Source organism: Bacillus sp. AK124 (genome assembly GCF_053903085.1).
Genome location: NZ_CP096378.1, coordinates 3,624,316 through 3,648,341 on the forward strand (window position 1 = coordinate 3,624,316; position 24,026 = coordinate 3,648,341).

General features: G+C 46.6%; 22 protein-coding genes. 4 read left to right on the forward strand and 18 right to left on the reverse strand.

What is annotated here, in order from left to right; genetic code table 11:
* The 9 genes from M1E06_RS18220 to M1E06_RS18260 form a co-directional block, all read right to left on the reverse strand.
* Entirely contained in the window at positions 1–852 is an 852-nt protein-coding gene (locus tag M1E06_RS18220) for a sugar ABC transporter permease (protein ID WP_023855564.1), read from the reverse strand.
* Positions 853–2,160, reverse strand: coding sequence for a carbohydrate ABC transporter permease (locus M1E06_RS18225; protein WP_020450401.1), 1,308 nt, complete (start codon positions 2,158–2,160; stop codon positions 853–855). It abuts the gene before it with no gap.
* A 41-nt stretch (positions 2,161–2,201) separates the two neighbouring features.
* The gene (locus M1E06_RS18230; RefSeq protein ID WP_026578955.1) at positions 2,202–3,455 is read right to left on the reverse strand and encodes an extracellular solute-binding protein; all 1,254 of its coding nucleotides are present in this window, start codon (positions 3,453–3,455) and stop codon (positions 2,202–2,204) included.
* Between the two features lie 94 nt (positions 3,456–3,549).
* Positions 3,550–5,313, reverse strand: a complete 1,764-nt coding sequence (locus M1E06_RS18235; protein ID WP_033155045.1) for a glycoside hydrolase family 13 protein — start codon at positions 5,311–5,313, stop codon at positions 3,550–3,552.
* A gap of 115 nt (positions 5,314–5,428) precedes the next feature.
* Positions 5,429–6,379, reverse strand: coding sequence for a LacI family DNA-binding transcriptional regulator (locus M1E06_RS18240; RefSeq protein ID WP_025810299.1), 951 nt, complete (start codon positions 6,377–6,379; stop codon positions 5,429–5,431).
* A 167-nt stretch (positions 6,380–6,546) separates the two neighbouring features.
* Positions 6,547–8,085: an alpha-amylase gene (gene amyS / locus M1E06_RS18245; protein ID WP_025811956.1), complete on the reverse strand. Its 1,539-nt coding sequence runs from the start codon at positions 8,083–8,085 to the stop codon at positions 6,547–6,549.
* A 130-nt stretch (positions 8,086–8,215) separates the two neighbouring features.
* Complete coding sequence (locus M1E06_RS18250) at positions 8,216–9,595, reverse strand: polysaccharide deacetylase family protein (protein WP_035337085.1); 1,380 nt, start codon at positions 9,593–9,595, stop codon at positions 8,216–8,218.
* 71 nt (positions 9,596–9,666) lie between these two features.
* Positions 9,667–10,344 (reverse strand): DUF3298 and DUF4163 domain-containing protein, encoded by a 678-nt coding sequence (locus M1E06_RS18255; protein WP_035337087.1) that lies wholly within the window; start codon positions 10,342–10,344, stop codon positions 9,667–9,669.
* Positions 10,345–10,636: 292 nt separating this feature from the next.
* Positions 10,637–11,584 (reverse strand): helix-turn-helix transcriptional regulator, encoded by a 948-nt coding sequence (locus tag M1E06_RS18260; protein WP_023855558.1) that lies wholly within the window; start codon positions 11,582–11,584, stop codon positions 10,637–10,639.
* A gap of 94 nt (positions 11,585–11,678) precedes the next feature.
* Here M1E06_RS18260 and M1E06_RS18265 point away from each other — a divergent pair, with 94 nt between their 5' ends.
* Together M1E06_RS18265 and M1E06_RS18270 are read left to right on the forward strand one after the other, a co-directional pair.
* Entirely contained in the window at positions 11,679–12,104 is a 426-nt protein-coding gene (locus M1E06_RS18265; RefSeq protein ID WP_026578960.1) for a VOC family protein, read from the forward strand.
* A gap of 288 nt (positions 12,105–12,392) precedes the next feature.
* Positions 12,393–12,452, forward strand: coding sequence for a hypothetical protein (locus tag M1E06_RS18270; RefSeq protein WP_219192634.1), 60 nt, complete (start codon positions 12,393–12,395; stop codon positions 12,450–12,452).
* 318 nt (positions 12,453–12,770) lie between these two features.
* On the opposite strand, the gene ftsW is transcribed toward M1E06_RS18270, so the two are convergent.
* The 4 genes from ftsW to M1E06_RS18290 all read right to left on the reverse strand — a co-directional run bounded on the left by ftsW (position 12,771) and on the right by M1E06_RS18290 (position 16,553).
* Positions 12,771–13,913: a putative lipid II flippase FtsW gene (gene ftsW / locus M1E06_RS18275; protein WP_035337089.1), complete on the reverse strand. Its 1,143-nt coding sequence runs from the start codon at positions 13,911–13,913 to the stop codon at positions 12,771–12,773.
* Complete coding sequence (gene rodA / locus M1E06_RS18280) at positions 13,910–15,067, reverse strand: rod shape-determining protein RodA (protein WP_020450389.1); 1,158 nt, start codon at positions 15,065–15,067, stop codon at positions 13,910–13,912. The genes ftsW and rodA overlap by 4 nt, the downstream gene beginning before the upstream one ends.
* A gap of 15 nt (positions 15,068–15,082) precedes the next feature.
* Positions 15,083–15,727, reverse strand: a complete 645-nt coding sequence (locus M1E06_RS18285; protein WP_020450388.1) for a helix-turn-helix domain-containing protein — start codon at positions 15,725–15,727, stop codon at positions 15,083–15,085.
* A 193-nt stretch (positions 15,728–15,920) separates the two neighbouring features.
* On the reverse strand, positions 15,921–16,553 hold the full coding sequence (locus M1E06_RS18290; protein ID WP_020450387.1) for a homoserine/threonine efflux transporter: 633 nt from the start codon (positions 16,551–16,553) through the stop codon (positions 15,921–15,923).
* A gap of 147 nt (positions 16,554–16,700) precedes the next feature.
* On the opposite strand from M1E06_RS18290, the gene M1E06_RS18295 reads away from it, so the two are divergent.
* A complete protein-coding gene (locus M1E06_RS18295; protein ID WP_020450386.1) occupies positions 16,701–17,528 on the forward strand; it encodes a TrmB family transcriptional regulator in 828 nt (275 codons plus the stop codon).
* Between the two features lie 35 nt (positions 17,529–17,563).
* Here the strand turns inward: M1E06_RS18295 and M1E06_RS18300 are convergent, their stop codons facing one another.
* The 5 genes from M1E06_RS18300 to M1E06_RS18320 all read right to left on the reverse strand — a co-directional run bounded on the left by M1E06_RS18300 (position 17,564) and on the right by M1E06_RS18320 (position 22,359).
* Positions 17,564–18,619 (reverse strand): LLM class flavin-dependent oxidoreductase, encoded by a 1,056-nt coding sequence (locus tag M1E06_RS18300; protein ID WP_020450385.1) that lies wholly within the window; start codon positions 18,617–18,619, stop codon positions 17,564–17,566.
* A gap of 236 nt (positions 18,620–18,855) precedes the next feature.
* Positions 18,856–19,830, reverse strand: a complete 975-nt coding sequence (locus tag M1E06_RS18305; protein WP_020450384.1) for an SPFH domain-containing protein — start codon at positions 19,828–19,830, stop codon at positions 18,856–18,858.
* 20 nt (positions 19,831–19,850) lie between these two features.
* Positions 19,851–20,618 (reverse strand): TPM domain-containing protein, encoded by a 768-nt coding sequence (locus tag M1E06_RS18310; protein WP_025811966.1) that lies wholly within the window; start codon positions 20,616–20,618, stop codon positions 19,851–19,853.
* The gene (locus M1E06_RS18315; RefSeq protein WP_020450382.1) at positions 20,618–21,643 is read right to left on the reverse strand and encodes a TFIIB-type zinc ribbon-containing protein; all 1,026 of its coding nucleotides are present in this window, start codon (positions 21,641–21,643) and stop codon (positions 20,618–20,620) included. The genes M1E06_RS18310 and M1E06_RS18315 overlap by 1 nt, the downstream gene beginning before the upstream one ends.
* A 35-nt stretch (positions 21,644–21,678) precedes the next feature.
* Positions 21,679–22,359 (reverse strand): PspA/IM30 family protein, encoded by a 681-nt coding sequence (locus M1E06_RS18320; protein ID WP_035337092.1) that lies wholly within the window; start codon positions 22,357–22,359, stop codon positions 21,679–21,681.
* 369 nt (positions 22,360–22,728) lie between these two features.
* Between M1E06_RS18320 and M1E06_RS18325 the strand changes: the two genes are divergently transcribed.
* Complete coding sequence (locus tag M1E06_RS18325) at positions 22,729–24,006, forward strand: MFS transporter (protein WP_020450380.1); 1,278 nt, start codon at positions 22,729–22,731, stop codon at positions 24,004–24,006.
* Positions 24,007–24,026: the final 20 nt, after the last annotated feature.

A 24,026-nucleotide genomic window follows, 5' to 3' on the forward strand; every position in this document is an offset into this window, starting at 1 on the left:
TTATCCCTTCGTTCCGCCGGATGTCAAACCGGACACAAAGTTCTTTTGGAGAAAGAAGAACAAGATGCAAATCGGCAGAGCCGCAAGAATCGCGCCCGCTGCAAACAGCGCGACTTTTTGCTGCTGCGGATTGGAGATGAATGTCTGCAAACCGACGGCGATGGTCAGGCTTTCCGGCGAGCGAAGCAGAAATTTCGCCAGCAGATAGTCGCCGAACGGCCCCATAAACGCCCACAGCGCCTGGACAGCAAGCATCGGTTTCACAAGCGGCAGAACGACCGAAGCAAAGATCCGCAGGTGCCCCGCTCCGTCAATCCGCGCCGCTTCATCGATTTCTCTAGGCACTGTATCAAAGTAGCCCTTCATCAGCCATGTGTTCATCGGAATTCCGCCGCCGATATAGATTGCAGTTAAAAACCAATATTGGTCCAAAGCTCCGATCAGCATGGCCAGGACGTAAAAAGCGGTCAGCGCCGCCATCGTCGGCACCATTTGAATGATCAAAAAGAAAATGAGACTCTTTTTTCGGCCCGCAAACCGGTAGCGGCTGTACGTATAGCCGGCAAGCGTCACAATCGTCACCTGGAACACCATGACAGACAGCGCGATCACAAGCGTATTCCCGTACCAGTTGAGGTAAAGCGTCTCTTCAAACAGCCGCTTAAAGTGGTCCAATGTCCATTGGCCCGAAAAATCGAGTGTAAAAGCCGCTACATTCCCGACCCGAAATGCGGATGATGCCGTGATCAAAAGCGGATAAATAATCACGATGCTTAAAAACGTCAAAAATATATAGGTCAAAACCTTGTTCAGCATCCCGGTGAACCGCGTATTTTTGAAAATCCCTCTCATCTACATGACCTCCTCATTGCCAAAGGCATTCGATTTCTTAAAAGCAATCAGGGAAACCCCGATGACAATGAAAGAAATGAGCAGTGTGACAGCAGCCGCCACGGAATACTGCGGCGACGTTCCCGTCGTCAGCTTATAGATCCAGGATATTAAGATGTCGGTTGACCCAGCCCCGGCCCCCGCACTCCCCGGACCGCCCTCATTAAATAAATAGATGATCGAGAAGTTATTGAAATTAAACGTATACTGGGTAATCATCACCGGTGCGGTCGCAAATAAAATCATCGGCAGCGTAATGTGTTTAAAGCGCTGAATAAATGTCGCGCCGTCAATTTTTGCCGCTTCATAAAGCTCTCCGGGAATCGCCTGAAGCACCCCTGTCACCATGACATAAATGTATGGAAAACCGAGCCACGTCTGAATCATAATCAAAGCCGTCTTTGTCCAGAACGGATCGGTCTTCCATGCGACAGCCGGGATATCGACGAACGGGAGCTGGTTCAAAAGCGGGATCACTTGGACGTTCATCGCGCCCGCCGAGTCATTAAAAATGTTGGCAAAGCTCATAATCGTAATAAATGCCGGAACGGCCCACGGAAGCAGAAAGATGATCCGGAACATCCGCTTGCCTTTAATAAAGTTTTGATTGACGACCAACGCTGTCACGATGCCGAGAACAATTTGCAGCGTTGTCGCACAGATCGTCCAGATGATCGTCCAGCCCAGTACATCGGCGAATGTTTGCCGATATGAGCCAAGGAAAAAGATATTCATGAAATTTTTAAAGCCGACCCAGTCGATGAGACTGTTAGGCGGAATATGATAAAAATCGTAGTTTGTAAACGCGATAAACAGAGTCACCAGCACCGGAAAAATAATTACAAACACCATCATGAGGTATGCCGGCAGCGTAAATAAATACGGAAACCCTTTGTCACCTGCATTTCTGATCATGTCCCCGGCCGTCTCGCTGATTTTCAAACCCGCCGCTTTCATCGCGGCGGTCTTCCGGGCATCATACAGATTAAAGATGTAAAACATCAGAAAAACGAGCGTCAATATCAATTGCAGCGTGCCCTCTATCAACAGAAACAGCGAATGATCTTCTCCCGGGACAGTCCCCAGCGTCGCGAGGCCGATCAGCGCCTGATAACCGAAAACCGCTAACTCACAAATAAACAAGCCTGTGATGACAAGAAAAAGGATCCCCTTTGAAAACTGCCGGTTTGCAATCTGGCCAGCACCGGGAATAATCGATAACAGCGCTGCCTTCCGGCTCCGTTTTGCAAGTGTTTGGTCTTTGTTCATTTTTTTCGCCCTCTATTCTTCCGGACGCTAAAACCGCCGTTTTATTTCACATACTTTTCTTTAATGTTTTCTTTAATTACACGGACGGCATCATCCGCTGATTGCTGTGCCGATTTTTTCCCTGCTGCCGCGTCAAATATCAGGCTTTCTGCACCTGTCCACACCTCGGCCATCTCCGGAATGTTCGGAGTCGGAGTCGCCGTTTCGTATTGTGTGATGACCGCCGACGTCAGCTCGCTTTTTTGCTCCCCTGCTTTTTTTCGTGCGGCGAGGTTGGCCGGAACTTCGTTCGTATCTTCATAAAAACGGTAAGCATTTTCGTCATTTGCGGCATATTGCAGCCACTTTTCAGCAAGCTCTGCCTCTTTCGTATATTTAGAGGCGACCCAGCCTTTTCCGCCTGCAAACGGGGCATATTCTTTTCCGTTTGGCAATGTCGGGATTTTCGCGGCACCGTAGTTCAAACCGGCTTCTTTATAATTGGAAGCCGACCATGGACCTCCGATAACAGCAGCTGCTTTTCCGTCCATAAAGGTCTGCTGGATAAAATCGTCAGCGCTCGTATTGTCCTGCATGCCTTTCGGCCAATATTCACTGAACCATTTCTCGGCGTATTCCACCGCTTCCACGGCCCCCTTGTTGTTCAGACCGATGTCTCCGGAATCCGTGCCGTCAGCTCCGAATACATATCCCCCGTATCCCGCCATTAAACCGTATGACATGTAAAAGTCCGTCCACTTTGCGAGAAAAGCGGTCGATTTTCCTTTTTCCGAAGAAAAAGCGAACCTCTTGTCTTTTGTTAAATCCTCAAGCTCGTTAAAGGTTTTTGGCGGCGCTTTTAACAGGTCTTTATTGTAATAGAGTACGAGAGTTTCAATAACAAGCGGGATTCCGTAGACTTTTCCGTCAACTGTTACTTGCTGCATTTCTTTGTCGCCGAAGCTTTTAGTCTCAGACGGTTTGACTTCCAGCAAATGCCCTTGCTGTCCTAAGCCGCCGATACGGTCGTATGCCGCAAGCATGACATCGGGCGCATTGCCTGCCGGGCCGTCAAGAGGAAGCGCTTCAAGCTGATCGAACATTGGCTTTTCAACAATTTTGACTGTCACATCATTCTCTTTTTCAAAACCTTCCTTTATGCTTTCAACGTAAGGTTTATAGACCTCTTCTACAGACACGGTCAGCACTTTTTTCCCGCCGTTGCCCCCCGTTTCCTTTGAACTTGAACAGGCGGCAAGACCGAACAGCAGAACTGTCGCCAGCATCGCTAAAAATCCTTTTTTTAAATGTTGCATCTTTTTTCCCCCTTCTATCTTAGAATCTGAGACAATTGTAATCCTCGATAGAAAGCGGTTACAATAGTTTAAATTCTGTTACCGGTAACAGAATTTAAACCGCCCCCAAAATGAAAAACCCGCCTGGCTGTATGTCGACCGCATCATCATGATGGAGCGCTTCTTCCGACCACGCATCATATATTCTTTTGTCGCTTGCAATCTTCAAATCCCGCAATCTGACACGGCGCACCTCGCTGCCCTGGTGGAAGAAGTAGATCAGCTCTTTTTCTTCATCCGTTCGGGAAAAACTGACAAAATCGTTTTCGTCGTCAACCAGCCTCCACTCGAGCGTTCCATATGTCAATACATCATTTTCTTGTTTTCGCAAAGCGATCAGCCGTTTCATAAATGTGAGCATCTCTTGATTCTGTTTCTCTTCTTCCCAAACCATGCACTTCCGGCACAATGGGTCATCCCCGCCGTCCAGCCCGATTTCGGTTCCGTAATAAATGCACGGCGAGCCTGTCTGAGCAAACATAAATGCCAAAAGAGAGCGTACTTTTTTCTCATCTCCTCCGCATCTTGTCAAAATCCGCTTCGTGTCATGGCTGTCCAGCAAATTAAACATCACCTCATTGACCTGCTTCATCCCGCTCATGAGATGCGAATTGATGCGGCTCGCCATTTGCGAAGCTGAAATCGATCCGTCTGCAAAATAGTCAATCATCGGTTCTGTGAACGGGTAGTTCATAACCGAATGAAATTCGTCTCCTCTAAGCCACGGATCAGCCTGATGCCAGATTTCGCCCAATATAAAAATGTCGGGCTTTTCTGCAGTAACGGCTTGACGGAACTTCTTCCAAAACGCATGATCGACTTCATTTGCCACATCCAAACGCCAGCCGTCGATATCAAATTCGCGTATCCAGTACAGCGCGATATCAAGTAAATAAGCCTGAACTTCCGGGTTGGCGGTATTGAGCTTCGGCATCTCGGGCGTAAACGCAAATGTATCGTAGCCGCCTTCTTTAACAGGAAAAGAATGAACATGAAACCAGTCTTTATAACGGGACTTTTCACCGTTTTTGACGACATCCTGCCACTCTCGCGAAGCGCTGCCGATGTGATTAAAAACAGCGTCAAGCATGATCTTCATTCCCCGCTCGTGAAGCCGGCTGACCAGCGTGCGAAAGAGTTCCTCATCGCCAAAATGCGGATCGATCGAGCAATAGTCCAATGTATCGTATTTATGGTTGGAAGGCGCGGCAAAGATCGGCGTCAAATAAATGCCGCCTACCCCCAAGTCTTCCAGATAGTCCAGTTTGTTTATGATCCCCTGCAAATCCCCTCCGAAAAAATCGTCCACCTCGGGGTCCTTGCTTCCCCATGGCAAAGCGTTTTCCGGAGACAAATCCTCTCGGCCGCTGGCAAAGCGCTCCGGAAAAATTTGATACCAGACGGTTGATTTGACCCAGTCAGGTGCATTAAACGTATCTGCCTCATGAACAAACGGAAATTTAAAACAGTACTTGGCCATATCTGCCGCTTTTCCGGCAAACGGACAGGCACCACTGCTTCCGTAAAAAGTGTCTTGACCATCAGCGCCTGTAAGGATAAACCCGTATTGCAGACGCCTGAATGGAGGCGCCACTTCGGCAAACCAGTAATCATGCGTGCTTGTCGCGGCAATTTTCGCCATCGCAAGCTCGTTCGCTTTCCATGTGCCGCCGGTGTGTTCGTAAGGATCTCCCCAAATCAAGCAGACGTGTTCGGCATCATTCTTTTTTGTACGGATTTTGATGTGCAATGTCCTTCCATCGTAAGAATAGGCATCAGAGCTGAAAGGCTGATGATGAATCGCTGCATATTCCATCATGTTTCCCCCTTTTTGGTTGTCCGGCTGTGATAAACCGGCTTTTATTCTGAAATTATCATGACGGCATAACAGGAACAATCATTTTCAGCTTGTTACCGGTAACAGAATGAGACCCTTACAAAGTCGATTCCCGGACAATAAGTTCCGGCTCAAAAAATTGATTGCCTTGCGACGCTCCGTCTTCATTGATTTTTTTCAGCAGGATTCTGGCGCAAGCCTCTCCCATTTCAACAACAGGCTGTCTGATCGTCGTCAGGCGAGGCGAAGCGATCCGGTCGAGAAACACCCCGTCATAGCCGGTAACCGCGACATCTTCCGGAATTTTTTTGCCGAGCAATTGCGCCGCACGGATGACCCCGAGCGCGATGCGGTCGGAAGCGCAAACCACGGCTGCCGGTGCATCAAGGGATGCCAGCACTTCCAGTGCGCGTGCTTCACTTTTTTTCGAACTGTTTTCCATCCGGAAAATCGCCGCTTTTTTCAGACTGCCTTCCATCGCCTGAAGGTAGCCTTTTTCCCTTGACCGTTCAAAGGGTTCATCCAAATCGATTCCAAAAAAGACGACATTGCGGACGCCCAGCCCAATGACGTGGCGTGTTGCCATATAGGTACCTTTTTCATTGTTAACATCAATAAAATCATAGCCCATTTCATTTTGGCCAAATACAACGACAGGCTTTTCAAATACTTTAATCAGCCCTTCAAAATCGGCTTTTCTCAATCCCGTCGCTATAATGCCGTCACACTGGCCGATATTGAGAGATTTCCTTGTGACAAGCTGCAAAGCATAATGGTGACGGTCCAGCTCGCGGCTGATTCCCGTTAACAGGTTCATATAATAAGGTTCAGTCGTATCCATTTCTTCCAGTATGAGCAGCTTGACGACCTGTGTTCTGTTTTGAACGAGCGCTCTTGCTGCATAGTTCGGTATATAATTGAGCTCCTTCATTGCGGAATGAACAAGCTTTTTCAATTCATCCGTCACAGTCTCAGGATGATTGATCACCCGCGATACCGTCATTTTCGATACATTTGCTTTCTTTGCTACATCAGATAACGTTGCCATTTCATCCCCGCCTTACCTATACGATTCAAACTGTCAGCTAGTCCTTCCTGAGGGCTGATGACACCTTGTTAAAATTAATTATAAGATGGAATCAAAGAAATTTTATAAGAAGGAGAAAATAAAAAAACGGATTTCCTTTAGGAAATCCGTCCTATCACTCTTTTCTTCTATCTTTGAACATAGATCGAAACCGATCCGCCGTTTACGTGAAACTCTCCCCAGCCTTCTGCATTGATGACAACAGAATCGGAACGGTTTCCGGTGATGTCATGCCATGTCTCACCGGCGTTTTGCCGGCCGACATACATTCGCTTTGTCCCGCCGGGTCCGTCTGTTATTAACGCCGCCAAACCAGAATTTGCAACCGAGCTGTCGCCTTCCCTCGTCCAGCCGACAATGTCATGATGATCGAAATAATCATGCTGTGCTCCGTACGCATATTGTATTCTCGCTTTTAAGATCGGTTCGATTTTGTGTTTCAGGGCAGGAATTTCGCGCTGCGAGGCTCCTTTCGTCCCGTACATATCCCCGTAGAAAATCTGCGGGTAGCCTGCTTCTCTTGTCAAAATAAAAGCGTAAGCCAGCGGCTTAAACCATGTTTGGACAGTCGACTCAAGCGATTGCCCCGGCTGTGTATCATGGTTATCAACAAACGTAACCGCTTTCACAGGATGCTTGGAAACGACTGTTCCGTTCAGCAATTTCCTCATATCATAGCCGCCTCCCTGTGTCGATGCAGCATGGAACTGGTAATGAAGCGGCACGTCAAACACTGAATGATTAAAGTTTGTTTTGTTCAAATAGTTTTCCAGCGCACCTAAGTCATTCTGCCAATATTCGGCTACCGTAAACATTTCCTTTCCTGTTTTTTCCCTGACATGATTGACCCAATCCCGCAAAAAAGAAAATTTAATGTGTTTGACGGCATCAAGGCGGAATCCGTCCAATTGCAGCTCATTGGCATACCACGTTCCCCATCTCTTTATTTCTGCCGTGACATCAGGATGATCATAATCGATGTCGGCATACATCAAGTAATCATAGTTGCCGTTTTCATTGGAAACTTCCCAATCCCATGCCTTTCCTTGAAACTTATAGATGCGGTTCAGCTTTCGGGACTCGTCCCAATCGGTTCCGTCAAAATGGTACCAATGCCATTTGAAATCGCTGTATGTGCTGCCGCGCCCCGGGAATTGAAAATGTGTCCACGCTTTGATTCGCTGTTCTCCTGATGTTACGCGGTTGCGGTCGGCGGGATCGACTTCAACAGCCGTTACATCTTCGGTCGCATCAGCGCCGCCTTTGTGGTTGATGACTACATCGCCGTAAACGTTGATGTCCCGGGAATGAAGACTGTTGATCGCAGATTGCAGTTCTCCCTTTGTGCCGTACTTTGTCCGAACCGTCCCTTTTTGATGAAACTCCCCTAAATCATACAGATCGTAAGCGCCGTAGCCTACATCGTCTTGACTCGTTCCCTTATATGCCGGGGGAATCCAGACGGCAGTAATACCGTGTTCAGCCAAATATGCCGAGTCATTTTGTAAGCGTTTCCAATGTTGGCCGTCATTTGGCATGTACCACTCAAAATATTGCATCAGCGTCCCATTAAGATTTGCCGCCGCAGCTGCAGAGTGAGGCAGCAAGAAGATGAGCGCAAATAACAGCGGCAGCAATCGGGCATAAAGCCGTTTGTGTTGTTTCATGATTTTCCTCTCCCCTTTCAAAGTGAAACACATGCTATTGTATAAATATTTTGAATTTTTAACAAATATCGTTTTCCCTATATTTTCTTGCAACAGAAAAGCGCCGATATGGCGCTTTCTTCTCATTTATTCAATATCCTCTCTGCTTCTTCACTTCTTCAAGCTGAGATACAGTTACCAATTGATAGCCCTTTGCTTTCAGCTTTTTAATAATCTCTTCCGCCGCTTCTGCGGACGTTGCATAAATATCGTGCATTAAGACGATTTTTCCGTCTCCCGCATGACTCATGACATGATTGACAATCTTTTGTTTATTTCTGTACTTCCAATCTTCCGGATCAACATCCCACAACGAGACCTTCAGATTGGAAAGCGAGCGGACGGAATCATTGATTCCGCCATATGGAGGGCGCAAGTGTGCCGGCTGGTGTCCGCTGATTTTTTCGATCATTTCTTGCGTGTCGTTAATTTCCTGATACGCTTTTTCATTTGACAGCCTTGTCAATAACGGATGGTCCCAGGAATGGTTGCCGACTTCGTTTCCTTCCTTCAGCATTCGTTTTATCGTTTCGGGATAATATTGGGCTCTGCTTCCAAGCACAAAGAAGGTCGCATGCCCTTCATGCTTTTGTAAAGCATTCAATATTTTATTCGTTGTAGCGGGATTCGGGCCGTCATCAAATGTGAGAGCAATCACTTTTTCATCAGGATTTATTTTCGCCTGTTTCGGAAGGGGGACAGGCTCCTGCTCTCGTTTGGCCTGAAGACGGCTCTTTTTCATATCCTGATATTGGTCTTTTAAAATATCTTTTACCCATTCTTTTTTTATTTTTACAGACTGCTCAAGACCGGTTTGTTTTTTCTCAAAATAAAATTCGACTTCGTTTTCCAGGAGCGCGAAGCGGCTGAAATGCTCTTCCTGAGGGCTTGTCCCTTCTTTTAATGAAGCCGTGTCGGCAGACGGATTCCGATTTTTCAATTCCTGATAGGCAATGCTTGAAATCCTGTTCAGAAAATCTGAATTTTCTTCGAACAGGTCTTGAAGGGACAGCAGCTTTTTCTGTTTTAAATCGGCGTTAAACGTCTTGACAGACGTTGTACCCGAAACGCCCCCGGCCTCTATGTATTGATTCAGCACCACACTGGCTGCATCTTTTGTGTAATAGACAACCTTATATTTGATGTTCAGTTCAAAAGGCCCGTCTTCATGCTGAGCCTGGGCCTTTGCATTATCCTCTTTAAAACTGGCCAATTCTTGATTCACATAATCTTTTATTTGTTCATCGATTTCTTTTATGCGAAATACCGGATAGTGGATGGCATACCGCTCTTGTTTGCTGTCGCTGACCATTGATTCGACGCCGAGGCCGGATTGTGCGCCGTCTTTTTTTGGTTGAGGGGGCTCTTGACTGTTGCTTGACACCTTATTGTAAGAGTACCCCGCCAAACCTATTAATATCGTTAAAAAAATCAACATTTTAACCCATCGAAATGATGGTTTGCCAGACATCGCTGCTCACTCTCCTGTTTCATGACTTGCTTTCTCTGTTTCTATTACAAATATTGTTTCTCATACCGGGACTAATATAAAAGCGTCGACGGAAGCTTTATTTCCTGATTTCCGGCCGCATACGGGGCGATATCATACTGCTGAAATACAATTGAAATTCCGCTGCTTGTATAATAGAAAGCCGTGTGTTCATCCAAGCGGATATCGCTCTTTTTAAGATCAGAATAAAACTGTTCCGGATGTTCGTTGATATAGCTGAAAATATAGTTTTTTGCTTTTTCGATTTTTGCCTGATTGTTTAATACGTCAGTCAGCACGACTTGTTTGCGCTTGTCAAAGTCAAAGTTGTAGGATGTAGCGGTGTACATGCCGTGCGCGCCGCCGGAGAACTGATAGTCATAGATTAAAAAGCTCAGTTTGCCTTCCTCGTTGTATTTGACTTTGTAGGACGTTTCATAGACGTTCTCCTCGTCCTTATCCTTCTTTTCGGCATCTTTAACGATTTTTTGAAATTCTTTATAAGAGTTTTTTAAATGATGTTTTACCGCTTCGTTGGCCAGCTGGGCATCTTCTTCCTTCAAATCGCTGAATACCGGAAAAGAAAGCGAACTGATGTCTTTGTAATATTCCGTGTGAATCGCGGCTTTTCTATTTTGTGAAGCGTTTATTTGAGATGTTCCTTTATTGATGATGAATAGCAGCGATGCTGTGAGTACAAGGAATCCTAAAATAGCCATCGCTTTTTTCATAAGCATGCTCCTTTGTCAATCTTCTTTTAAACTCGTAACATATCATTTTCTTTTGTAACACAAATGTAATATTTATTTCATATTTGTAATGATACCCACTTTTAAATCCCCCGTCAACTTTTTTGGGTAAAAATTTCTTCTGACGGCAAAAATAAGACACTCTCAATTCCTGAGAGTGTCGTTAACGGAATGATGAATGAGACGTGCGTCTTCACGCTTTTTTTGAGGGGCTGTCAATGCAGGAAAAACGCAGGCTGGGGTCTTCGTGATCAGTCTGACCGGAGTCTTCATTTTAGCCGTATTGTTTCAGCATGTCGGATAATGTCCGCTTCATCCTTTCGATTAATTCGGAAGGCTTCTGAATAATTGCTTCCCGGCCGAATGAAATGAAATAATCCGCAAAAAAATCAATATCCTTCGGCGCGATCTCTCCTTTCAGCACGCCGGACCCGTCTTCTTTTACATCCAGCTCAAGGTGTGGCCATTTGAGTGAACCGTGCCGTTCTACTCCTTTTTTTGTCAGCTCCGCTGATAATTCCAATGTCTCCCTTGGCCGGGACACAGCTGAAAAACGGTTCTTTAAATTAAGACCGGTCAAATCAAGCGGGGCCGTATGTTCATCAAGCTCGGCCCGCTTAATCCGGTCACACCTGAAGATGCGGTAGTCTTGTCTTAAAAAACAGTAAGCCGGGCAATACCACTTCCCTTGATTGGCATAGATTCCGATCGGCTGAATGTTTCTCTTGCTTGCTGCGCCATTTGCTTCATATTCGATGATCAACACCTTTTGCTGAACTGCCGCTTCAAGCAGCACCTTTAAGACCGGAATGTCGTCTTTTTGCTCATAAGGCGTATAAAAAGCAACGCGATCCTTCATACTGTCAATCGCATCCCGGATGTCTCCTGTAAGGTTCAAATAAAATTTCTTTTTGATGGAGTCGTACTGAGCGTCAAACGGCAGGGATATATAATGCTTCAGCGCATCGATCGCAAAGAAGATGGCGATCGCTTCGTTCTCGCTGAAGGCGATGGGAGGAAGAATCCTTTCATTTAACACTTGATACCCTCCGTGGGGGCCGGTTTCAGAATAGAGGGGCACCCCCATTTCGCTGAGCTCTTGCAAATCCCTTAAAACCGTTCTCTTGGAAACGCCGAATTCCTGCGCCAGCTCCCCGACCGTAAATCGTTTTTTCCGGTTTACCATCATGATCATTTCATTCAATCGTTTCGCTTTAGACATGAAAACCTCCAATCATTTTTTAACCATGACATAAGTTGTCACCATTATAATATACAATCTTCTTAGATCAACAAAAAAAGGAGATGTTCGCTCTATGAAAACGCAATTTACACCTTACATCCTGATGAATGGAAGAGCAAAGGAAGCGATTGATTATTATCGTGATGTACTCGAGGCTGAAGTAAAGTTCAGTCAGACGATTGGCGAAGGCCCCGCAGATGAGGCGGCGAATTTTAAGGATGGCGAATTGGCTTTCATCGCACACGCCGTTTTGACAATCGGCGACGCCGTCATGATGATCGCCGACATCATTCCTGAACTGCCTTTCCAAAGTGGAAACCAATTGTCCATTTGCGTAACGGCAGCTGACGTTTCTTCGGCCAAGCGGCTGTTTGGCAAGCTGAGCGAGCGGGGCGAGGTCAAGCTTGAGCTGAAGGAGACTTATTTCAGTCCCGCTTACGGCATTGTCACCGATCCGTTCGGCGTTACCTTTCAAATTTTTGCCGCGCGTCCCGCATAAATGAACAAATGAGACATATCAAAAAAGGCCGGGTTTCATGAACCGGCCTTTTTTGCACGGAAAAATTTTCAGGGTTTTTTGGCTAAAAAGCGGTATTTGACCACAAAAATTTAAAAAACTGCGTTTTTTCAAATTCACTTGACAAAGGGCATTTATGGAAACGCCTCTTCTTTTTGGTATAATAAGGGGTAGCAACAGTTCGGTTCTATATAAGGGCGGTCGGCTCACCCTCCATCTCTTGGAGAGAAAGGGGGTGAGCATGTGACAGTATCAGAGGCGTTGCAACTTATGGTCTCTTTCGGCATTCTTGTCGTGGCAATTCTGTCATCGAACGACAAAAAAAAGTAAGATCGCCCTTGATTCCCACACCAAGACGATCTTACTTTTTAATTGGGATCTAAAAATAGAGCCGACTCCTTTTTACGGAGCCTCTCTGTTGCTTCCGGGAGATGTTGCCGCATCTTCCGGTTTTTTTCAGTTTACGCATTCATCTAAAGATTATTCTGTTTCACACCTTGAATATATCACGATTTCCTTTATTTATCAATATGGATGCGTTTATATAAAAATGGAGTCACGGTCAAATGCGATATGAGAAGATAAATTCCTGATGACAGGATCATCTGGTCAATCGTAACTTCAAAATCGGGAAAAGGCCTTTCTACATCAGAAAGGCCCCTCTTTTTTTACTCCCCGCTTCACATGTGAGGAGAGGTTGACCAATATCCCGGCTGACGTCAGCATGAACATTAACGAAGATCCTCCGTAGCTGACAAACGGAAGAGGAATTCCGGTAATGGGAAGAAGGCCGAAAACAGCGCCCAGGTTAAATAATGCCTGAATCATGATCTGGAATGTAATGCCGACCGCCAGCAGCTTTCCAAACGGATCATCGATTTGCGCAGCGATCTTAACACCTCTGAACATGATCAACAGGTAGGCCCCGATGATCATCAACAGCCCGACACCGCCGAGTTCTTCACTGATGACCGCCATGATAAAATCCGTATGGGCTTCAGGAAGAAACCCCAGCTTTTGAACGCTGTTCCCCAATCCATTCCCCCATACCCCGCCCGAATCAATGGCAAGGTAGGAATTGATCAACTGGTAGCCGTCTCCGTTTTCATTTTGAAAAGGATCGCTGAACGATGTCAGCCTTTTTAACCGGTACGACGCTGTCATAGCAAAATATGCGATGCCCGCCCCTGCCATTGTTCCGAGAAGCAGCAAGTGCCGTATTCTAAGGCCGGCGCACAACAGAACCGCTCCGCAGCTTAACAGGATCGAAACAGCGGTGCCCAAGTCGGGCTGTTTTAAAATCAAAAAAAACACAGCGGCCAAAATGATCAGCGGCGGCATGACGCCCTTTCCAAAATCGGCGATGTATCTCTGCTTTTTTGCATACACATAGGCGAAATAAATAACCATCACAAGCTTCACAGCCTCGGACGGCTGGATCATGAGCGAACCGAGTTGAATCCACCTTTGAGAATTGTTTTTCTCCATCCCGATTCCCGGCAGCAAAACGAGAATCAGCAGCAAAAAAGAAAGCTTCACCAAAAAACGGATGAGTTTGCTGTAAGCTTTGTAAGGGAAAAAGACGGCAGCCGAAAAAAAGGTCAAACCGATGAGCAGCCACTGCAGCTGCTTCATAAAAAAATAGCTGCCATCATGATACTTCATATATCCGAGGGGGTAGCCGGCACTGTATACCATCAGCAAGCCAAACGAGGATAAAAACAGAACCGAAGCAATCAATACATAATCCAGTTTCTTTAGATGGGAAAGAATCATTTTGTGCACCTTCATCCCCAGTCATTCCCAAACATGTAATGTTTAGATCTGATATTCACACTGAAAACGAGACCTAAGGCGATCATGTTGGTCAGCAGCGCGCTGCCGCCATAGCTGATAAACGGAAGAGCGAGCCCTGTGATCGGCATTAACCCGATCGTCATCCCGATATTTTGGAACACTTGGAATACAATCAACCCCGCAACCCCCGCACATATATAAAGACCGAACAGACTGTTGGACGAGATCGCGATCCTGATGATTCTGTAGATCATCAGAAAATAGAGACAGACTAATGTGACGGCACCCAAAAAGCCGAATTCTTCACCAATCACGGCGAAAATAAAATCGGTATGAGCCTCCGGAATCTTCCCTCCCTGCACTTGGGTTCCATGAGTAAAGCCGCTTCCTGACATCTGGCCCGATCCGATCCCCAATAACGCCTGCGTCAGCTGGTATCCATATGTAGAAGCATGTTCATGAGGACTGAGCCAGCCGTATATCCGGTCAAGCTGGTGAGGCTTAATTATCTTTGAAAAAATCTCAAAGTAATGATTGTGCAAATACGTCAAAAAGGCGACCAATCCCATGAATCCAAGCGACAAGGACATGATCATTCTCCCCGAAATCCCCGAGACAAGCATCAACGTGAATGCGATCGACAAAATCACCAATGCGGACCCTAAATCAGGCTGTACCAATATGAAGAAAAACGGAATCACCGTGTACACCATGATTTTCCCCGTCGGTATGATGCTCTCCGTGAAGGAGAACCTTTTATGCTGAAATTGGTTGAGTATCGAAGCCAACAGAAGAATCAAAATGATCTTCATAAATTCTGAAGGCTGGATTTCGATGACTCCGAAGCTGATCCACCTTTGTGAACCATTTTTATAAGTTCCAAAAAAATGAACGAGAATCAGAAGAAAAACGGCTCCCGCAAATAAACGAAGCGCCAATCGTTCTAGCAGCTCATAGTCGATGTAGGCCGTTCCCGCCATGACGCCAAACCCGACAAGATACCAAAAAACCTGCCGTTTCGCAAAATAAAAAGGGTCCTGTGTTTCATACTGGCCGGACCCGCTGTAAACGGCCAGCAGACTAATGATAAACAAACAAAATAGAATGAGCAGAAGGCTGACGTCAATGTTGATAGGCTTTCTTTTCATCTGTAACATGCTCCATCATGATTTATGTGACAGCTGGTTGAAAACGAATTGAACCGCTGCGGCATCATCAATATAGCCGATTGGAAAAATATAATCCGGTATGACATCAACAGAAACGATGAAATACAGCAAAGCGCCGCCCATCAGCAGCAATTCACGCGGCGTCCCCCGCCCTGAGGTAAATCGGCTGTACATGTCGTGCAAACGGGTCAGAAAAGGACCAATGCCGGCGACTTTCTCGACTTTGGATTCAAACTCAGCCAGAATGGTACGCTTTCCTTCTTCCGTCTGGGAATATTGTTCGTACTCATTCAATTTGTTTTTCAGTTCTTCCGTGGTAAAGGACCGATCATAGACATTTGAGGTTTGCAAAACATCTTCAATTTCGGCAACTGACGAGTGAATATCCTGACGTTCGCTTTCCCTCGTCTTCTCGATCGCATAGCCGGCCGCTGTCATCATCTCATCAAAAGAAACGCCGAGACTTTCTGAAAACCTTTGCAAATGGTTCAGGTTTGCTTTTCTTTTGCCATTGATGATTCTTGAGATGGTCGCTTTATCGATTTGAGTGCGTTCGCTCAATTCTCTTAAAGATAATGATCTTTTTCGCAAATGCTCTTTCAGCAGCGCCCCCAGCTGATTTTTCTTTTGTTCATCCACGAGCCTTTCTCCTCTCACACTAAAAATGTATCAATCTATCAGCCAAAAGGCCAAGTCGGTATAAATATATAGAACCGTTGTCAAAATGTCAACGAATAACCATAGACATCTGTTTTATCTCACTTATTCCACCCTATAATTGTTGACAAATAAACAAAAAAAGAGCGAGTCAAAACTCACTCCTTCACCGATATCAATCCAAACCCGTTTTAACGCCGAACCCGACAAGCACCAGCCCCGCGGCTTTTTGAAAGACCTTCTGGAATTTCACGCTTCTCAGCCATTTTTTTGCGAAATCGATCAAATATACGAGGATGAGGAACCAAAACACAGCAAGAAAGGTAAGGATTAAAGCGAGGATGATCAACTGCTGGTTGACGCTTTCTCTTAAATTAATAAATTGAGGCATAATCGTGATATAAACCAAAACAGTTTTCGGATTGAGAACGTTGCTGAACAATCCTTGCATAAACGAATCCTTATAATGCCGGCTTGATGCGTTTTCGGTTTTGTTCTTCTCGGCTTGTATGTCCTCCAAAGAAAACATTTTTTTCGCGAAAAAGCTTTTAATGCCTAAATATATTAAATAGGCCGCCCCCAAGTATTTGATCGTATTGAACAGAATCACCGATTTCGCAATCACCACCGCTAAGCCGAGAACGGCAATCAGCGTCCAGAAAGAAAGCCCTGTCGCCAAACCGAGAACATTGCAGCGCCCGGCGTTCGGCCCGTAGCGAAGCGTGTTTTTCACCACAAGCATCGTATCTGCTCCTGGTATCACCACCATCATGGCGGCAATCGATATGTATGACAGCAGGCTATCCATCAGATGTCTCCCCCCATACTGGTTTTATATAGTGACTACTTTAGTAACCACTTATTAAAAAGTGTATCAGCGGACTTGAAATAAATCAATACATCCAGCAAAATATGAGTGACAAAGGTAGCGACTCTTGTTGAAGCTGGAGGGCTTATGAAGGAAAACATATTAGACGTACTGAAAAACCTGAATTTCACCGAGTATGAGTCGAAAGCATACTTGGCGCTTTTGGAAGAATCGCCGCTGACAGGCTATGCGGTGGCAAAAAAATCGGGTGTTCCCCGGTCGAAAATATACGAAGTGCTGGAGAGCCTCGTGATCCGCGGCGATATCTTTGTCAGCTACGGCGGCACACCGCAGTACATCCCCGTTCCCGCCAAGGAACTGATTAAAAACCGGCGGCTGAAAGCGGAAGAGACTTTTGAACAGGCAGAAAAATATTTCGAGAAGTTTGAGCGCACTGCAAATGACCGGGAAAATATTTGGAACATCACCGGACGAAGCGAGATTATCGATAAAGTAAAGGCTTGTATATCATCAGCCGGAAAAAGGATTCTCCTCGAAATTTGGAAAGAGGATTTTCCTGAATTGGAGCCGGAACTCAAGCAGGCCGCAAAAAAAGGCGTCATCGTCACCATCATTGCGTACGGCGACATTGAAGCTGATTTCGCCAATGTCTATCTCCATGACAGCAGCACGCAAATTACAGAAGAGTACGACGGACGCTGGCTTGTATTCAGCGTCGACGATTCGGAAGTCGTGGCCGGCATTGTCTCGCACGGGAAAGACAGCCGCGCAGCCTGGACGATGCATGTAGGCTTGGTGATGCCGATTACCGAAGTGATGATTCATGATCTGTATCTGATGGAAATCATGAAGAAGCACAGAGAGGTATTGGAGGAAAGTTTCGGCGAAAACCTGATCCATTTGCGCCGAAAATTTTCGATTCATCCGGATTTCAAAAAGCATTATATGAAATAAAAGGCCCGCGCAAAGAAAGCGCGGGCCTTTTATAATTATGATCTTTCGGTTGCCTCCCAGCGGGATACTTCTTCCCTGACGAGCGGCGCCGTTTTTGTTCCAAAAAGTTCAATCGCCTTCATGACATCTTCGTGCGGCATCGAACCGACCGGAACGTGAAGCAAAAAGCGGGTGATCCCGACATTCTTGCGCAGGTGAATAATTTTTTCCGCCACCGTCTCGGGATCGCCTACATAGAGCGCCCCTTCAAAGCTTCTGGCTGCATCGAAGCTCGACCGGCTGTACGGCCCCCAGCCCCGCTCCCTCGCAAGTGTATTCATAGCCTGCTGGGTGGAAGGGAAAAACAGATCGGCGGCCGTCTCGGTATCCTCCGCAATAAAGCCGTGGGAATGGGAAGCGACTGTCAGCTTTGAGGCATCATGCCCTGCATGTTCCGCCGCTTTGTAATAAAGCTCAACAAGCGGGGCGAAATGCTGCGGACTCCCCCCGATAATCGCGAGAACCAGCGGCAGGCCGAGCAGGCCGGCGCGCACGACGGATTCCTGGTTTCCGCCGCTTCCGATCCATACAGGCAGCGGATTCTGAACAGGGCGCGGGTACACGCCTGTATTTTGAATAGCCGGACGATGTTTGCCGCTCCATGTGACCCTTTCCGACTTTTGCAGCTCGAGCAGCAGATCAAGCTTTTCTTCAAAGAGCTCATTATAATCATCTAAATCATATCCAAACAGCGGAAAGGATTCGATGAAAGACCCTCGGCCCGCCATGATTTCCGCCCTGCCGTTTGAAATCCCGTCGAGCGTCGCAAAATCCTGAAAAACACGGACGGGATCAGCCGACGACAGCACGGTGACCGCGCTCGTTAATCTGATGCGCTTCGTCTGTGCAGCCGCTGCGGCCAGGACGACGGCAGGAGAAGAAGCTGCGTAATCTTGACGATGATGCTCTCCAACTCCGAATACATCCAAGCCCACCTGATCGGCAAGGACGATCTCCTCCACTACTTCGCGCAGCCGCTCTGCATGGCTGATGGCTTTTCCGGTTTTGATATCAGGGGTCGTTTCTACAAAGGTGCTGATGCCTAATTCCATGTCGCTTTTCCTCCACATTGTTTCCTTTAATTATTCTGTACATCGTTGATTGATGTATGCCGTATTCTTTTCACCCGGCACTCACATTGTTATATATAGAATACGGCGGGCGTTCTGATCATGCAATTGATCCGACTTGTGAAACAGGATCAGCTTCTGCTCCATTTGTTTTCCAGCTTGGTCTGCCGGCAATCATGCCGGTCTGGTATTCATGCATTCACAAAGAAGATACCAGCTTACACAAGTTTCTGCCCGCAGTTCGGACAGAAGTTGGCTTCCCCCGTTTTCGTTCCACAGTTTGGACAGAAGTTCGGCTTTGTCCCTGCCTGCGGCGTGCTTTGGGGCGTTGGTGTCTGCGCCTGCTGATTTTGGTTCATCTGATTCATCATTTGGTTCGCTACGTTCATTCCCATCATCATGCCGGCCATATCGGATGCGGCACTGCCGCCTGTCATCTTTCCTGACGCCATGCCGTCTGTCATGGAGATCTGCTGATATCTGTTCAGATCGCCAACCATGCCGTGGGAAGCGTTCTTCGTGATCATGTCCTGGATTTCTTTCGGATAATTGAAACTCATGATGTTAAAGCCTGTAACCGTCATGCCGTCGCTGACAATCTCCATATCAAGGTCTTCCTTGATCCCTTTTGCGATATCAAAGGCGTTGGCTTGAAGGTTGAACATATCTTTTCCTTCTTTTGTGATCCACTTCATCAAAAGCTGATCAAGGATAGATGTGATCCGTATTTTGATATCTTCCACAACATACTGATCTTTCACACCGGCAATTTTATCGATTAATGCGACATAATCATTCACCTTAAAATTAAATGTGCCGTTCGCTCTGATCGGCATGCCACCCGGTAGTCCTGCAGCCGGGATATTGATGGCATTCTTCGTCCCCCATTTGACGGTAAACTCCTTCGTATTGACAAACAGGACTTCGGCGCGCATCCCGCTGTTAAAGCCAAATTTAAAACCTTTTAAAGTAGATAAAAAAGGAATAATTTCAGATTCAATATCATAGTCGCCTTCATCTTGGAATATGCCTTCAATTTTTCCATTGTTTAAAAAGACGGCATCCTGACCGGGACGAATGATCAGCCGGCTCCCCTTTTTGATTTCGCGGTTGTTCCATTTGTAGAAAATCATATCATCGCGAAATTCATCCCACTCTACTACATTTGCAAATTGATTTTTAAAAAACACCATTGAGCTCTTCCTTTCCCTTTCTAAAAGCTTCCCCGGCTGCCGCTGTGCGAATGTCCTCCGCTCGTCGTTCCGCCGCCTGAGCTTTTATTATTGGACGGTTTTCTTTGTTTTGTGACGGTCGTTCTGATGTACTCGTCATTCTTTCTGATCACTCCGGAAGTATCACCGTTCATATACGTGTTTGCACTTACGGTCACTCTGCCGCCTGAATTGTATTTCATAATGGCGACGGCAATTCCCGCGATGACTGCTGACACAAGCAATTGAAACCATGTCTTAAAAAAGATGCTGTCCGCCCATGGTTTCTTCTCCATATCATCATACGCCGCCTTCATAAACATTTCGAATGCGGTCTCATAATGATTGTCAGATATATCCGGCGTGATTTTTTCTCTAATTTTGTCCAGTCTGGCGTCATTCAAATATTCTTCAGCCTTTTTAAAGCCGGCAAGATAGACTTCTCTATGCTCCATATCAACCGTTAACACGGCTGCATTTCCATGCTTTTTCTGATAGCCGGGCGCTTTTTCGTCATAGAAGTCCTGAGTAAATTTCTTCACATCGCGGCTATTCGTATCATGGGTCGTCACAATGATAAAGTCGGTTTCCCGTTCGGCGCCTAATTTAGCTGCCAGCGTCTCCAGCTTCTCGATTTCCTGTTTGGTCAGAAGCCCGGCTTCATCATAAACATACCGCTTCTGTTCAGAGGCTGCCGCACCGGAGGCTATAGGGATGAAGACAAGGAAAATCATACATAGGATCATTGCGCTTCTCAATAAATTTCTCATCATGCCCCGCCTCCCATCACAGCAGCGATGATTTTCCAGACCGCAAATATGGAGACAGCTAGTCCGCTAAACCACATCTTTTCTTTAAATGAGCTGATCGGCGGCTTGCCGACGACTTTTCCCGTTTGTCCGTTCATCGCAAAAATGTAATCCTTTTGTTTGTAGTTGTAATTGACCATCCAGACGGGCAAAAGCACATAAAAGCTTTTCATTTTTTGCGTATCGACGTGTTTCGTTTTCACATCGACGGAGCTGTATCCGGATAAGGTGGAATCGATATATGACTCGATGTAGCCGCTGATTTTGCTTTTCGCCCGCGGAAAAAGCTCTTCATCATCGTAATTATATTTTTCAGCGATGTAGCCTGCCAAATAGGCCGTTTTAAAATCTTTCAGCTGATCATACGGATAAGGCTCCAATTTGTCCATCAATTCATCGTTCATCTTTTCTGATGCATCCACCGGGACTTTGATGTAGTCGAGATTGATATCGCGAAACGCATCATAATGTTCGGTCTTCGTATAGATGTAGTCGCCCTGTGTATACCTATGTACCTTTGTGCAGCGGGCGCTGACCTGCACTTTGCTGTTTAAATCGTACATCCAGAAAGGAACGTACATGCCTGTGATGCTTTTAATCCGGTCCGCCGACATAAAGCCCTTTGGTGTTAACAGCCCTTTTCTGCACCACTTGCGAAACGCGTCTGCCGCTTCCTCTTTGCTGATCGTAAAAGGAATGACCTTTGCCGGGGCAAGGTTTCCGGACAGGCGGTCGGGGATCACAGCCGCTCCCCCGCAAAAGCTGCAGGAGGTAGCCGTCGTTTCTTTTTCAGTGATCAAAATAGCGCCGCAGTTTTGGCAATGATATTCTGTTGCTTCGTCTTCAGTAAATCTCGCTGTTTTTAATTCTTCCGGAATGTTTTCAATCTTGTCCTGTCTCCCGCAGCTCCGGCAGGCCAGCGTGCCGGATTCAGCGTCAAAGGCCATGTCATCCCCGCAGCCCGGACATTTATAAGAAATCACCATGTCTCTTAACCTCTCACTTTATTCATTTCAAATTGTTATGACTTTTGACCCGCCATTTTTGCTTTCAGTGCGGCAAGCGCATCATCCACACCAGAGGGGCTGTCATATTTAGCTTTCAGGTCTTCTACGTCATCTTGAGGAGCGGCGTTCAGTTCAGCCATCGCATTCGCTTCATCAAGCGCCCGGTTGGCCTTTTCTTCCATTCTGCCGAAAGCGGACATTGAATGGTTGGCATTCGCTGCAGATGCACCGAGTTTATTCATTCTTTCCTGTGTTTTCGCCGCTGTCCATTTCGCTTTGATCGCGGCCCGGCGCGCTTCAAGCTCTCCGATATCGGAAACAAGCTTATCGTGCATTTTTTTCATTTGAAGCGCATTGGATGACACCGTTTGTAATGCAGTTTCTAATTCGGACGCCTTCGTTTCCAGCACCGCTTTCTTTTCTAAAAATGTTCGGGCATCCGCCTCGCTGCCGGCTTCCAATGCCTTCATTGCATAGCGCTCAAGCTTGTCGATTTCCGCCCGGCAATCCGCCAGTTCTCTTTTTGCCCTTTGCTCGGCCGCCATGACAGACGCCGTTTCCGCCTTTACTTTGTTTAAGTCGCTGTTCAAGTTCCTGACGTACTGATCCACCATTTTTTCCGGGTCCTCCGCTTTATCAAGCAAAGCGTTAATATTGCTGGCCATAATGTCTTTGAACCTGCTTAATATACTCATCTAAAAACTCCTCCTCATAGTAAAATATACTTAGTTTAAATATACTATTTTTCCAGAGGAAAAGTTTCGGTTTTTTAATAAAAAATTGATATAATGGCAGTTTTTCGAGAAAAATTTTCAAACAAAAACAAAAATATTCAGACGGAATATTCTGATTTATATGTTGATTTATTTTTGATTTCGGAATAAAGTAATACTATATGAAAAACATTCGGAACAGCATGCAAGCTGGAACGGATGCAGGGTCGGTATCACCAGAAAATGACAGCGCTTACATATTCGCGTGACTCACGAAAGAAAAATCCAGCATTCAACGCATCAATCCGGCTTCTGTCAGAAAAGAATTCTGATTTGAAAGGGGAGCGAATCATGCCAGGGAGAAAAAAAGGCAGTTTGAAGTCGACGATCACGGTTGCCATGTCCAACTATTTGGAGGCGGGATCAATCGTCGCAGGGGCCGGCGGGCTTTCGTTATGGGTTGAATATTTAGGGTTGGACGACGCCCGGGTCGGGCTTCTCGGCGCCTTAAGCGCAAATGGTTTCGGCGCGGCGATCGGCGCTTTTCTCGGCGGTTTTTTAGTCGACCGTTACGGGAGAAAATTCATATACAAGTACGATCTATTAGTCTATATGCTTGGCGTTTTGCTGATTGCCGTGTCGTTTAATTTTCCGATGCTTTTAACCGGTTACATCGTGACGGGAATTGCGGTGGGCGCAGCGATTCCGGCTGCTTGGACTTATATTGCCGAGGAGGCGCCTGATCACGAACGCGCCGGACGCGTCGGCTGGGGGCAGCTGGCATGGTCGGTCGGACCGGCGCTTACGCTGCTGCTATCGGTTGCCTTGGCACCGCTCGGTTTGCTGGGAAGCCGGTTGATTTTTGCGCAATTATTCGTTGTCGCGGTCATCACGTGGATTTTGCAGCAGCAGATTCACGAATCGTCCATCTGGGAGGAGCAAAAGCGAAAAGAAGCTGAAGACAAAGCAAAAGGAGTTGCAGAAAAGGCATCGATCAAAGAGCTGTTGACCAACAAAGCGAACCTCCACGCCATGATTCTCCTTATCGGAATTTACGCGTTTTGGAACCTTGTTGCCGGAACAATGGGATATTTCATGCCGTATATTTATGAGACGGTCGGCGGTTTAACAGCGGCGCAAGCCAACCTGCTGCAGGCATTTTTATGGATTTTGACAGTGGCGTCCACATACTTCGTCTTTATCCGTCTCGGCGATAAAGTCAATCGGAAAACGCTTTTTGGCATAGGAGCAGCCATGGCAACCGCCGCATGGGTCATCCTCACCTTCGGTACGATGAACATCACGGAGCTTTTATTATTCGTATGCCTGTGGGGCATTTCTGCGGGATTTGGAGCGCAGGCGTTTTACGGGCTGTGGGCGGCAGAACTTTTTCATACGAAATACAGGGCGCTCGCGCAAGGCTTTATGTTCTTCATCGTCCGCATCGGCGTCGGGCTCATCTCATTGATCGTTCCTGCGATGATTACGGGATTGGGCTTTAAAACAGCCGGCGCCGTCATGATTGCATTTCTCGTCATTCATATGATCATCGGGCTCCGTATGGCGCCGGAAACGCGCGGCAAATCGCTTGAAGCCATTCAAAGCGAACGCTACCACCAAAGCGGCTGACCTGTGGTCAGCCGCTTGTT